Here is a 12,930-nt window from a genome sequence, read left to right on the forward strand (position 1 = left end):
GCGCACCCGCGCGTCGCCGGTCTGCAACTGGGCCTTGGTGATCTGTTCGAACCGCTCGGCATTGCACGCCGCGAACCCGCTGCGATTCAGCAGGCCATGTTCGGCGTGCGGTTGGCGGCAGGCGTTGCGGGCGTGTTCGCATACGACTCGGCATTCGCCAATATCAAGGACGAAGCGGGTTTTCGCGCTGAAGCAGCACTCGCCCGCGCGATGGGCTTTCTTGGCAAGAGTTGCATCCATCCCAGCCAGATCGCCCTCGCGAACGAAGTTTTCCGCCCTTCCGACGACGAAATCGCACACGCGCTGCGCGTCGTCGAAGCGGCCAGAGAGGCCGATGCGAACGGCGTCGGCGCCTATGTCGTGGACGGCAGGATGATCGATCCCCCCTTTGTCGAACGGGCGCGCGCACTGGTTCGCGATGCCGCGCGACTCGGACTGCTGAGCGGCCACTGAGCGCGTGACCCTCGCCACGCCCCCAATCTGATATCGATGGAGTCAATCATGGAATGTTCGTCCCACACCGCCGAGGCCGGCGCAACAGGCCCGTTGGCGGGGATTCGCGTGCTGGACCTGAGCGCGTACATTGCCGGTCCGTACGGCTGCACGCTGCTCGCGGATCAGGGCGCCGAAGTTATCAAGATCGAACCGCCGACCGGCGACAACCTGCGCAAATATCCGTCCACGCTCGAAGCGGAAAGCCGCGCGTTTCTCGGTGTGAACCGCGGAAAGCGCGGTCTCGTGCTGGATCTGAAGCAGCCTGAAGCGCTCGACGTGCTGATGCGCCTCGTCAAGACTGCCGATGTGCTCGTGCACAACTTCCGTCCCAACGTGCCGGCACGTCTGGGCATCGCGTACGAGCAACTCCGGGAGGTCAATCCTCGCCTGATCTATTGCGCGGTCACCGGCTACGGCGACAGCGGTCCGAGCAAGGACAAGGCCGGTTACGACCAGGTGCTGCAAACGATGAGCGGCATGTGCACGCTGCAGGGCAAGCGTGGCGGACCGCCGGAGATTCTATACGGCTCAGTGGTCGATTATTACGCGGCGGCGCTGGTCGCGGCGGGTGTGTCGTCGGCGCTGTTCGATCGCGAGCGCAACGGCGCGGGACAGTACGTCGGCGTGTCGCTGCTGCGCAGTGCGCTGACAATGCAGTCCGCGCGCATGATCTGGGCGGAGGGCGAACCGAAGGATGTCGGCCGCGATATGCGCTCGGGCGGCATTACCGGCATTCATCCGACCCGCGAAGGCTACCTGTATATCTCCGCCAATACGCCGCATTTCTGGCAGGCGCTATGCGAGAAAACCGGCCTCAATGCGCTCGCGAGCAACGACCGGTACGACTCGGTCCGTAAGCGTGCGCTGCATTGCGACGAAATCGTGCCGCAATTGCACGAGGCCCTCGCGGCACGCAGCGCGCTCGAGTGGGAAGCGCTGTTCGGCGACGCGGTGCCTTGCGCCGCCGCGCGCAGCATCGAAGACATGTTCGATGATCCGCAGGTTCTGGCCGAAGACATGGTCGCGACTTACGAGTATCCGGGCGTTGGACCTTACCGCGGTTTCCGGCAGCCGATACGCTTTGGCAATACGACCGGTCCGACGCCACTGGCAGCACCTGCATTCGGTCAGCATTCGGATGCCGTGCTCCGCGACGCGGGCTGGAGCGACGATCAGATCGCCACTCTGCGTGCAAAGCGCGCGGTGCTGTAGGCGTGGCGATGGATGGTGCGTGAACGCGAAAGCCACGCGGTACAGAGTACAAAAAGGAGACGACGATGGACACACGACAACGCAACGACGACATGCAGTCGCCACGGCGGCTGGCGCCGACGGGTGCGTGCGATTCGCACATGCACATCTATGACCCCCGGTTTCTCGCGGACGGCGCGAATCACACGAACTTTCCCGGGCCCGCGAGCGTCACCGACTATCTTGACGTTCAACGCAGAATTGGCACGCAACGCACTGTCGTCGTGACGCCGCGCAACTACGGCACCGACAACCGCGTCACGCTCGACGCGATCGAGCAACTTGGCCGCGACCGGACGCGCGGCGTCGCGGTTCTGACGCCGGAGGTCACGGATGCGCAACTCGCCGCACTTCACGACGGCGGCATTCGCGGTATTCGTTTCACGCTTTACACATCAGCCAATGCGGCCGTCACGTTCGGAATGGTCGAACCGCTTGCGCGACGTATCGCCGAACTCGGCTGGCATATACAACTGCACTGGACCGCTGCGCAGATCATCGAGCATAAGGCCATGCTGGCTCGTTTGCCATGCGCAATCGTAGTCGATCATCTGGGGCGCCTGCCGATGCCCGACGGCGCGGCGCATCCCACATTCGGGATCGTAAGGCGTCTCGCAGAGTCAGGCCAGGTATGGGTCAAGCTGTCCGGGCCGTATCTCGACTCGACGGTGGGCGTCGCGAATGACTATGCAGACACTGCATCGACTGCGCGGGCGTGGATCGACGCGTTGCCCGAACGCGTCGTGTGGGGAAGCGACTGGCCGCACGTCACCGAGTCCCACAAGCCGGACGACGCGCGCCTCTTCGACCTGCTCGGGACATGGGCTGGCGACGACGCGATCCGCGAGCGCATTCTGGTCGACAACGCGGCGACGCTGTACGACTTCCCCGCTCAGGCGGAGCCGGCCCAAACAAGCTGAGTCCAGGACATTCAAGCGTGCCTAGAACGCGCAACCTGCACAAGATCTTTCGGAGACACATGATGAAACCCGCAGCCGCTGCTCCAACCGTACGCAAGACCCGCTTCACCGACGCGACCATCCGGTTTTTTGAACGGACCATCCCCGACCCGTTCGTGCTAGCGATACTGATCACCGTCCTGGTGGCGGTGCTGTCGGCGGTGTTTGCGCCGCATGCGTCGGCGTCGCGTCTTATCGGCGGCTGGTACAAGGGCTTCTTCGACATCCTCACGTTCGCGTTCCAAATCACGCTGGTGCTGGTGACAGGCCACGCTTTCGCGCATGCCCCACTCGTGCAGCGCATGTTCAAGGCGCTGGTGTCGGTCGCGCGCACGCCTGTGCAGGCCGCAGGGTTGACGTTTGTACTCGTCGCGATCGCCTCGTTCTGCAATTGGGGCCTGGGTCTCGTCGTCAGCGCATTGCTGGCGCGTGAAGTCGCGAAGCGGATGAAAGTGGACTTCGCGTGGATCGTCGCGGCGGGTTTCTCCGGCTGGGTGGTGTGGGCGAGCGGCATTTCGAGCTCGATCGCGCTTGCGCAGTCCACGCCGGGAAGCTCGATGAACGTTGTGCAAAAGCTGACGGGCCAGGTGCTGCCGTTCAGCACGACTGTCTTTACCAGCTTCAACCTTGTCCCAACGATCATCATGCTGATCGCGATGCCGTTCGTATTCGCGTGGCTCAAGCCGTCCGACGAAGATGCGGTCTTGCTCGACACACAGAAGCATCCCGATGCGCCGCCGCGCGAACGCCCCACCGGCAAGCTCAGCTTTGCGCGCTGGATCGAATATTCATGGCTCGGCAGTGCGTTCATCGGCGCGGCGGGGATCGCCTTTCTGGTACTCGCGCACATTGAGAATCTGCCGTTTTCGGGCGTGAACGCGGTGATCTTCGTGATGTTCATTGCGGGCGTGATCCTGCATGGCTACCCACTCGCCTATGCCGACGCCGTAAAGAATGCGGCGAAGCAGACCGGTTCGATGATGCTTCAGTACCCGCTCTATGGCGGAATCATGGGGATGATGGACGCGACCGGATTGCCGGACGTCATCTCGCATTTCTTCATCGCCATTTCGAATGCCCACACGCTGCCGTTCTGGAGCTACGTGTGCTCGCTGATCGTCACGTTCTTCATTCCGAGCGGCGGCGGTCACTGGGCCGTGCAAGGGCCGTTCGTCGTACCCGCTGCGGTCGCATTGCATGCGTCGGTGCCGGCGACCACGATGGCCGTGGCGATGGGCGAACAGGTGTCGAACATGTTGCAACCCTTCTGGGCCGCGCCGGTCGTGGCGATGGCCGGCATCGGCGTACAGCGGGTGCTCGGCTTCACCGTGATGACCTTCGTGGTGGGCGCACTCGTTTACGGCGTCGCGTTGCTGCTGCTGGTTTAACGACCGGTATTCGACACAGGCATAAGACATGAACGGAGATGATTTGATGAAACCAGCCACCACCCAGCATGCAGTTCGCGAGCCAGACACGGCACCCACCTCCGGTCGTGCTACGTTGAAAGACCGCTGGTGGGCGATCTTCGACGCGCGCATCGGTTCGTTGCCGCTGCCGGTCTATTTTGTGTTGCTCGCGGTGCTTGCCGTGATGACGCTGCACGGCAAGTTGGCCTCGGATCTGCCGACTGGCATCGCGCTCGTCGCGGTCGGCGGCTTCACCTGTGCAGAACTTGCAAAACGCATTCCGTGGATTCGCCACATCGGCGCGACGTCGATCTTCGCGGCGTTTATTCCGTCGATGCTGGTGTACTACAAGCTGATGCCGATGCCCGTGGTGAAAGCCGTCACCGATTTCACGAAGACCTCGAACTTCCTCTATCTTTTCATCGCCGCGATCATTGTCGGCAGTGTGCTCAGCATGGACCGCCAGACCCTGATCAAAGGTTTCGTGCGCATCTTCATTCCGGTCGCAGCGGGTTCCGTTGCAGCCGCGTGCGTTGGGACCGGCACGGGCGTCGCGCTCGGCATGGACGTCCGGCATGCGCTGTTCATGGTCGTGGTACCGATCATGGCGGGAGGAGTCGGCGAAGGCGCGCTGCCGTTGTCGGCGGGTTATGCGCAGATCATGGGGGTCGAGCAGGGACCGTTGTTTGCCCAGGTGCTGTCTGCCGTGATGCTCGGCAATATCGCTGCTATCTGCTGCGCGGGTTTGCTGAGCTATCTCGGCACGCGAAAGCCGGATTGGACCGGCAACGGCCGCCTGACCGTCGCGGACCACGCCGACGATGCCGCGATCCACGAAAAGCCTCAATCGTTCGAATTCGACGTGAGTTCCGTCGCGGGAGCGGGTGCGACGGCAATCGCGCTGTATCTGCTCGGCGTGCTCTGCCATCAGCTATTCGACTGGCCGGCGCCGGTCGTGATGCTGATTCTGGTTGTCGCGGCACAACTGTTCCAGGTCGTATCGCCGCGTGTGCGCAGCGGCGCACGCTTCATGTACGGTTTCTTTTCGACCGCCGTCACGTATCCGCTGATGTTCGCTATCAGCGTCGCGATGACGCCTTGGGGCGAGATCGTCACCGCCTTTCACTGGGTCAATATCCTTACCGCCGTATCGACGGTGCTGACGCTGGTAGTAACGGGTTTCGTGGTCGGCAAACTGGTTGGCATGTATCCGGTCGAAGCCGCGATCGTCAACGCGACGCATAGCGGACTGGGTGGAACGGGCGACGTCGCGATTCTGACCGCTGCCGACCGGATGGAATTGATGCCGTTCGCGCAGATTGCGACGCGAATCGGTGGCGCTGTTACCGTCATGGTTGCGCTTGCCGCGTTTGCCTTGACTCGCTGACTTAAGTTGGGACATCTGGCCCGGTGGATCTCATGCCGCCATTGGCCCGCGTAGCCCTTGTTAAGTGCTATGACCGACTGAACGTCCGTCCGGTAAACGTGGCAGAAGCGACGTTCAACCGTCCGGATGAAAACGCGGGCGACCGGCCGGTCATGGCCGACCGGCGCCTGATGTGGCAGCCCTCTGCGTACCGGAGTGGCCGGCCGCGGACGTTGGCCAATCAAGGAGTCGGACGCACAAATTCCAGCCCAAATTTCACGTTATAGACAACGAAGTGGCCTTCGGGTGTAATGACGAGGCCAGTGATATTCTCCCGCTGAAAGTCGTCTATACGCGAATCATCGTCGACGCCAAGGCTGACGGTCAAAGCCCCGTCCTTCTCGATTATGACCTTGTGGTCATACTTCACAACCGATCCGAAACAGGTAATCGTGCCTCCATTCACAACTAGCTCTGAAAGCGGATCATCAGCACCCATCCAGCGACCCTGCATTTGCGGTGGCAGCGGCTCATCAGGTCTCAATCGATTCACTCTTATTCCTCTTCCTTGAGTGCAGTGAAAGGGATTGTCGACGATCCGGGCAGCCCTGTCGAATGTCTCAAACTGGCCCGAACTCGGCCTTAGCTTGATGGCCACACGGTCGCTACGCCGTTTTGAGCCACTATGACTAAGCGCGCGAAGTCTCGACGTGCTACATAAATGTTATTTTTTCCGAGATGCTCACGGACGAATTCGGCCGCTCCCGTGAGGCCTAAAGACGCGCCCGCTGCTCTATTAACGTAAGTCAAAACATCATCAGTATCGAGTGTTGACAGCATTGCCATAAGCAAATCCTCGTCGACATGCTCGTTCGATAATACGTTTTCCCAATCGCATTTGGCGAAATCGACTGATGGGCATCGGTCGCGAAACAGCTCGTGTATGCGTCTAGGGCTCATATCGCTCCAGATCAAATGGTGCACTCGATCAATATCTCGCTGATCGTCAACGATTTAGGCAGATGTGTCGAACGTCCGAAACTGGCCGAGGCTGTGTGGAAACTGTTTTTTTGCGGAGAAGGCGAGCTCGCCGGACGGGGTGACCGTGTTTTGGTAGGTCGGACAAGATCGCTAACGTCGTGAACTACAAGAAGGCTCCTGAGAACCTCAGCTTCCAGCCATTCTTATGGCCTTCATCGTCCGCTCGACCCCAAGTATGTTCATGACCCGCTTGAGGTTGTAGGCCAATACCTGAAGGCTCATCTCCGTGCTCACCCGTCCCAACGTGCGGGTCAGGAAATGGGTGGAACCCATCCAGTGCTTGAGCGTACCGAAGACATGCTCGACGGTACTTCTTCGAATGGTCATTGCATCGGGCTTCCGGTCCAGCCGACGCTGCATGGTTTCCAGTATATGTTCGTGCTCCCATCGTCGGATACGGCGGTAGTTGCTGGGTGAACATCGTTCCTTGAGATGGCAACGCGGGCAGGCGCTGGGCCAGTACACCTGCAGCGTCATGTCATGCTCGACGGTCGTGAATCGACGGATTGCGCGCTCGCCGGCAGGACATCGATATTCATCGTGCTTCGCGATGTAGACAAAGTCGCGTTTGGTAAAGAGCCCTTTCTTCCTTGATGCCAAAGTAAGTGGTTTCGGGACATACGCCTTGATGCCGGCCAGCTCGCACGCGTGGATCTCAGGGCCGCTAAAGTAGCCTCGATCTGCCAGCACCTTCAGCCTCGGCCTGCTCATCGCGTTCTTCGCCAGCAATGCCATCTTGCTGAGTTGCCCATGATCGTTTCCGACATTGGTCACCTCATGTTCGACGATCAGGTGATGCCTCGTGTCCACGGCAGCTTGCACGTTGTAGCCAACCGTTCCAGTATTTTTGCCACCACTGGTCATCGAACGTGAATCCGGATCTGTCAGCGACAACTGTTTATCCGGTTGCTTCTTCAACTGCTTCCTGATCTTATCGAGTTCACGCATCTGCTGGCGCAAGCGGGCGATCTTCCCGTACAGGTCCACCGTCTTCACATCGAAACCCGTCGGACTGATCCGGTCCGCGGTTTCAATCGCGTCGAGATATCGCTGAACGCTTTCCTCGATCTGCTGCTGACGCTTGTCGATCTTACCTGCCGTGTAGTTCCTGTCACGGCTGTTCACAGCCTTGAACTTGCTGCCATCAATTGCCACCGTGTCTGCGGATAGCAGCTTCAGTCCGCGACACAGTTCGACGAAGCGCCGGCATACGTTGCGAATGGCTACGCCGTTGTCGCGGCGAAAGTCTGCGATCGTCTTGAAGTCCGGCGACAGACGTCCCGTCAGCCACATCATCTCGACATTGCGCTGGCATTCGCGCTCGAGACGCCGGCTGGATGGGACACGGTTCAGATACCCGTAGATGTAGACCTTGAGCATCACGCCCGGGTGGTAGGACGGCCGACCCGTGACTGCAGGAGTGGTGCCGTTGAAACCAAGTTCAGCAAGATCCAGTTCGTCGACGAAGACGTCTACGATTCTGACCGGATTGTCCTGTCCGATGTAGTCATCGACACATTCGGGAAGCAGCGCGACCTGCTTGCGGTCATCGCCTTCAACGAATCGCTTCATGAGTCACCCGGTCTCAATGTGAACCGCCCCGGATTTGGTGGAGGCTCCAACTCTTGAGAGAATGGAGCCATGAACAAGTCGAACAAATTTTCTGCTGAAGTCCGGGAACGTGCAGTGCGCATGGTGCAAGAGCATCGGGGCGAGTATCCGTCACAGTGGGCAGCGATCGAATCCATCGCCCCGAAGATCGGCTGCACGAGCCAGACATTGCTGGGGTGGGTCAAACGAGATGAAGTCGATAGTGGCGAGCGCGAGGGCGTGAGCACGTCGGAACGCGAACGTCTTAAAGCACTGGAGCGCGAGGTCAAGGAACTGCGCCGCGCCAACGAGATTCTGAAACTGGCGAGCGCGTTTTTCGCCCAGGCGGAGCTCGACCGCCGCCTGAAGTCCTGAAGGCCTTCATCGATCAGCATCGCGACACCTTCGGGGTCGAGCCGATCTGCAAGGTCTTGCGGATTGCCCCGTCGGGCTACCGGCGCCATGCTGCGCAGCTTCGCGATCCGTCGCGCCGCTGCGCTCGCGCTATACGCGATGAACGCCTGCGGCCCGAGATCCAGCGTGTCTGGCAAGCCAACCTGCGTGTCTACGGAGCGGATAAAGTCTGGAAGCAGATGAACCGGGAGCATATCGCGGTGGCTCGCTGCACGGTCGAACGGCTGATGAAGCAACTGGGTTTGCGTGGCGTAATGCGAGGCAAACGTGCTCGCACGACGATTGCCGATGCGGCGGCCGCTCGCCCGCTGGATCGGGTCAACCGGCAGTTCAGGGCGGACCGGCCAAACGAGCTCTGGGTTTCTGATTTCACCTATGTATCGACGTGGCAGGGCTGGCTCTACGTGGCCTTCGTGATCGACGTGTTCGCCCGACGGATCGTCGGTTGGCGCGTCAGTTCGTCGATGACTACAGACTTCGTTCTGGATGCACTTGAACAGGCACTTTGTGCGCGGCGCCCAGGCGGCGATGGAACGTTGATACATCACTCCGACAGAGGCTCGCAATACGTTAGCATTCGCTATAGCGAGCGACTGGCCGAAGCAGAAATCGAGCCCTCGGTTGGTAGCCGTGGCGACAGTTACGACAATGCACTGGCCGAGACAATCAACGGTTTGTACAAGGCCGAACTGATTCATCGCCGCAACTGGAAAACACGGGAGTCCGTCGAGTTGGCAACGCTGGAATGGGTGGCCTGGTTCAATCATCATCGATTGATGGCACCCCTCGGCTACATCCCGCCTGCTGAAGCTGAGGCAAACTACTATCGGCAACTTGAAACACCGGTCGCCGAACCCGCATTAACTTAAACCAACCAGCCTCCACGATTCCCGGGGCGGTTCAATGCGTTGATTCAGTTTAGGCGATGAGTGCGTTTTCACACAGCCTCGGCCGGACAGCGACTACTTTCCGTCCGGCGATTTACCGCTCAAACCTCTGTCTGTTCGGCCATTTCCAGCGCGTCGTCGACTTCGATGCCGAGGTATCTGACTGTGCTTTCAAGTTTGGTGTGGCCCAGCAGCAACTGTACAGCCCGGAGGTTTTTAGTACGGCGGTAGATCAATGATGCTTTCGTTCGACGCATCGTGTGGGTGCCGTAGGCGGTGTCGTCGAGCCCGATCGATTTAATCCAACGATGGACGATCCTCGCGTACTGGCGGGTCGAAAGGTGGGGTGAAGCGTGAATGCGCCCCGGGAACAGAAAGTCCGAAGGAGACAGTGCCGCTACCCTCATCCAGCTTTCTACGCTATCCCGCGTTTGCTCGGTGATCTCGAACTGGACCGGCCGCTGCGTCTTCTGTTGCATCACAGTCGCTCGGGGCGCTACGCGCGTGCCCAGGCAGACATCGCGCACCCGCAATTTCGTCAGGTCACACGCTCGTAGCTTGCTGTCGATCGCCAGATTGAACATCGCAAGATCACGGGTTTTCGCCCCCAGTTGCAGGCGGATTCGAATGGCCCAGATTTCCTTAAGCTTCAGCGGCGACTTCTGTCCGGTTAACTTGTCTTTGTTCCACGGCATGCGCGGCACACCGCTGCTGATAGTTGCTTCCATGACGATTCTCCTTTCAGTTGAAGGGAGAGATAGTCTGCGCCAACGGCAGACGGGCGATACCCGACCCTGAAGGGACCTTCAGCTTCGTTGTTAGCGGACATTCGCGGACAACGGTCCGTATTGTTCGCTCGCAGGTAACCGGCTCCCGCTAAATCTACGGCGTCGATACACTGACGCCGCGGCGCGAGGCGGAAACCCTGCAAGGAGTTCCAGCGGGTAATGCCGACCGCGTCCAGAACCTCAAGTCACTAAATTACCGACCCGTTCTCACGATAAAGCTTCTTTAATCGCGGCAGTGCGTCGACAATCTTCTTCAGTTCATCAGTACGTTTCGGAAAGATGGTTCTGAACTCATCACTTAGATAGCTTTCGACAAACTCGAAATCCCCGAGCAAGGTGTGAGCGAGGCATACTTGGACACCTTTCTGTAGCTCCATCTGATCGTATGGCGAATTTTCGTGTCGCGTTGTGTAGACAGGTGGGAGTGCCTTCAAGAGCGCCTCTTCGCTTCCCAAGTCATAGTGGGTTTCAATGAAAGCGATACCGTCCTTCATCATCGCAACAAGGACAGGATATGCTTCAGAAATGTCCAAAGTGATCTCCTCGACAGCCGGTGTGGTCTTCGCCGCCGTGAGGAACGCGTCTTTTTCCTCAACGATCAGGGCACCAAGCCGCAGATGCGCTGGCGTGTGAACCAGCGTGTGCGCGATCACCTGGAGATTGACGATCGATGTCTCCCGGACCGCCCCAAACAATTCCTTTGACAACTTCATCGCGCGCTTGTTGTTTAAAGTCACACCGGGTTGCAGTGGTGTCGTACCTCGTTCGAATCCGAAACCTGGATGCACGATCAAATCGGAATGTTTCAAAGACTTGTTCTTGAATTGACCAGAAGAAAATTTCCAACCGGAGAACTCGTTAGCGACAGAGTCGCAAATATCGTAGAGATCGCTTTTGAATTTGCTCACGTCTAAGGTCCGAAGCGTTGAAAAATTCCGATGCATTCGTAATTTAATTGCGGTTTGCAGTTCGACTATGAGCCTGATTGTTAGCGATTTCTGCGCAGATGTCGAACGACTGCTCATGGCCGACCACTGTCTATGCAATCAGCATGCGAGGCATGGGTTATCGGAGACGTGCGATCGACAGAACGCGATCCATAAGGGACTGTCACACCATCCCAAAGCGGTCGCTGAAAACTAGCATCGCCAGGGACTAGCTTTTTTCGTCACCGTTCAAGGCGACAAGCTGCCCCGCGCTTTAGTGGCGTTGAACCTGACGGTCTAGAGACCACGCATGCGGACCTTGACGTGACTTTCTTGATCGATTTTCTCTACGCGAATTGACTTTGTAACTGGATCGTACGAGGCCAGGAACATGCCGGACAGACGTTCCGTGCCTTCTGACGGAAAGAAAAGCACGCTCATTAATGCTTCGCGTCGCCCCCTGCCCGTGAAGTCACCTGCGTCCGAAATCTGATAACGGACTGAACCGCCCCGGGAATCGTGGAGGCTGGTTGGTTTAAGTTAATGCGGGTTCGGCGACCGGTGTTTCAAGTTGCCGATAGTAGTTTGCCTCAGCTTCAGCAGGCGGGATGTAGCCGAGGGGTGCCATCAATCGATGATGATTGAACCAGGCCACCCATTCCAGCGTTGCCAACTCGACGGACTCCCGTGTTTTCCAGTTGCGGCGATGAATCAGTTCGGCCTTGTACAAACCGTTGATTGTCTCGGCCAGTGCATTGTCGTAACTGTCGCCACGGCTACCAACCGAGGGCTCGATTTCTGCTTCGGCCAGTCGCTCGCTATAGCGAATGCTAACGTATTGCGAGCCTCTGTCGGAGTGATGTATCAACGTTCCATCGCCGCCTGGGCGCCGCGCACAAAGTGCCTGTTCAAGTGCATCCAGAACGAAGTCTGTAGTCATCGACGAACTGACGCGCCAACCGACGATCCGTCGGGCGAACACGTCGATCACGAAGGCCACGTAGAGCCAGCCCTGCCACGTCGATACATAGGTGAAATCAGAAACCCAGAGCTCGTTTGGCCGGTCCGCCCTGAACTGCCGGTTGACCCGATCCAGCGGGCGAGCGGCCGCCGCATCGGCAATCGTCGTGCGAGCACGTTTGCCTCGCATTACGCCACGCAAACCCAGTTGCTTCATCAGCCGTTCGACCGTGCAGCGAGCCACCGCGATATGCTCCCGGTTCATCTGCTTCCAGACTTTATCCGCTCCGTAGACACGCAGGTTGGCTTGCCAGACACGCTGGATCTCGGGCCGCAGGCGTTCATCGCGTATAGCGCGAGCGCAGCGGCGCGACGGATCGCGAAGCTGCGCAGCATGGCGCCGGTAGCCCGACGGGGCAATCCGCAAGACCTTGCAGATCGGCTCGACCCCGAAGGTGTCGCGATGCTGATCGATGAAGGCCTTCAGGACTTCAGGCGGCGGTCGAGCTCCGCCTGGGCGAAAAACGCGCTCGCCAGTTTCAGAATCTCGTTGGCGCGGCGCAGTTCCTTGACCTCGCGCTCCAGTGCTTTAAGACGTTCGCGTTCCGACGTGCTCACGCCCTCGCGCTCGCCACTATCGACTTCATCTCGTTTGACCCACCCCAGCAATGTCTGGCTCGTGCAGCCGATCTTCGGGGCGATGGATTCGATCGCTGCCCACTGTGACGGATACTCGCCCCGATGCTCTTGCACCATGCGCACTGCACGTTCCCGGACTTCAGCAGAAAATTTGTTCGACTTGTTCATGGCTCCATTCTCTCAAGAGTTGGAGCCTCCACCAAAT

Annotated in this window: 11 protein-coding genes and 2 other annotated features; of the genes, 6 read left to right on the forward strand and 5 right to left on the reverse strand. The window is 59.1% G+C overall.

From position 1 onward, the window contains the following. The 5 genes from GGD40_RS21330 to GGD40_RS21350 form a co-directional block, all read left to right on the forward strand. Positions 1 to 453, forward strand: a 453-nt coding sequence (locus GGD40_RS21330; protein ID WP_179744992.1) for an HpcH/HpaI aldolase/citrate lyase family protein, incomplete at its 5' end; no start/stop codon positions are given. A 48-nt stretch (positions 454 to 501) separates the two neighbouring features. Beyond that, entirely contained in the window at positions 502 to 1,707 is a 1,206-nt protein-coding gene (locus GGD40_RS21335; RefSeq protein WP_179744993.1) for a CaiB/BaiF CoA transferase family protein, read from the forward strand. Positions 1,708 to 1,772: 65 nt separating this feature from the next. Then, positions 1,773 to 2,666 (forward strand): amidohydrolase family protein, encoded by an 894-nt coding sequence (locus tag GGD40_RS21340; RefSeq protein ID WP_257030533.1) that lies wholly within the window; start codon positions 1,773 to 1,775, stop codon positions 2,664 to 2,666. A 59-nt stretch (positions 2,667 to 2,725) separates the two neighbouring features. Then, positions 2,726 to 4,093, forward strand: a complete 1,368-nt coding sequence (locus tag GGD40_RS21345) for a short-chain fatty acid transporter (RefSeq protein WP_257030534.1) — start codon at positions 2,726 to 2,728, stop codon at positions 4,091 to 4,093. A gap of 46 nt (positions 4,094 to 4,139) precedes the next feature. Next, a complete protein-coding gene (locus tag GGD40_RS21350; RefSeq protein ID WP_179744994.1) occupies positions 4,140 to 5,501 on the forward strand; it encodes a 2-hydroxycarboxylate transporter family protein in 1,362 nt (453 codons plus the stop codon). 220 nt (positions 5,502 to 5,721) lie between these two features. Here GGD40_RS21350 and GGD40_RS21355 read toward each other — a convergent pair whose 3' ends face one another. Then, entirely contained in the window at positions 5,722 to 6,033 is a 312-nt protein-coding gene (locus GGD40_RS21355; protein WP_218901272.1) for a hypothetical protein, read from the reverse strand. Positions 6,034 to 6,647: 614 nt separating this feature from the next. Further along, entirely contained in the window at positions 6,648 to 8,093 is a 1,446-nt protein-coding gene (locus GGD40_RS21360) for an IS1182 family transposase (protein ID WP_179744995.1), read from the reverse strand. A gap of 69 nt (positions 8,094 to 8,162) precedes the next feature. On the opposite strand from GGD40_RS21360, the gene GGD40_RS21365 reads away from it, so the two are divergent. Further along, a protein-coding gene (locus GGD40_RS21365) for an IS3 family transposase (protein ID WP_179703322.1) occupies positions 8,163 to 9,394 on the forward strand; the annotation gives its coding sequence in 2 pieces (ribosomal slippage) (positions 8,163 to 8,451 and positions 8,451 to 9,394; 1,233 coding nt in all). Beyond that, positions 8,441 to 8,557, forward strand: a sequence feature (AL1L pseudoknot). Its footprint overlaps the gene before it by 117 nt. A gap of 119 nt (positions 9,395 to 9,513) precedes the next feature. Here the strand turns inward: GGD40_RS21365 and GGD40_RS21370 are convergent. From GGD40_RS21370 to GGD40_RS21380, 3 genes are all read right to left on the reverse strand, one after another. Then, entirely contained in the window at positions 9,514 to 10,140 is a 627-nt protein-coding gene (locus GGD40_RS21370; protein ID WP_179744996.1) for a tyrosine-type recombinase/integrase, read from the reverse strand. Positions 10,141 to 10,388: 248 nt separating this feature from the next. Next, complete coding sequence (locus GGD40_RS21375) at positions 10,389 to 11,108, reverse strand: hypothetical protein (RefSeq protein ID WP_179744997.1); 720 nt, start codon at positions 11,106 to 11,108, stop codon at positions 10,389 to 10,391. A 553-nt stretch (positions 11,109 to 11,661) separates the two neighbouring features. Then, positions 11,662 to 12,893 (reverse strand): IS3 family transposase gene (locus GGD40_RS21380; protein ID WP_179703322.1). Its coding sequence is split into 2 segments (ribosomal slippage): positions 11,662 to 12,605 and positions 12,605 to 12,893, totalling 1,233 coding nucleotides; the frame shifts between segments, so codons are not numbered across the junction. Continuing rightward, positions 12,499 to 12,615, reverse strand: a sequence feature (AL1L pseudoknot). (Overlaps the previous gene by 117 nt.) Positions 12,894 to 12,930: the final 37 nt, after the last annotated feature.

The organism is Paraburkholderia bryophila (assembly GCF_013409255.1).
Classification (GTDB): domain Bacteria; phylum Pseudomonadota; class Gammaproteobacteria; order Burkholderiales; family Burkholderiaceae; genus Paraburkholderia.

Coding starts and splice junctions, on each gene's coding strand:
- GGD40_RS21335 (WP_179744993.1), top strand. CDS start 502: ATGGAATGTTCGTCCCACACCGCCGAGGCCGGCGCAACAGGCCCGTTG.
- GGD40_RS21340 (WP_257030533.1), top strand. CDS start 1,773: ATGGACACACGACAACGCAACGACGACATGCAGTCGCCACGGCGGCTG.
- GGD40_RS21345 (WP_257030534.1), top strand. CDS start 2,726: ATGATGAAACCCGCAGCCGCTGCTCCAACCGTACGCAAGACCCGCTTC.
- GGD40_RS21350 (WP_179744994.1), top strand. CDS start 4,140: ATGAAACCAGCCACCACCCAGCATGCAGTTCGCGAGCCAGACACGGCA.
- GGD40_RS21360 (WP_179744995.1), bottom strand. CDS start 8,093: ATGAAGCGATTCGTTGAAGGCGATGACCGCAAGCAGGTCGCGCTGCTT.
- GGD40_RS21370 (WP_179744996.1), bottom strand. CDS start 10,140: ATGGAAGCAACTATCAGCAGCGGTGTGCCGCGCATGCCGTGGAACAAA.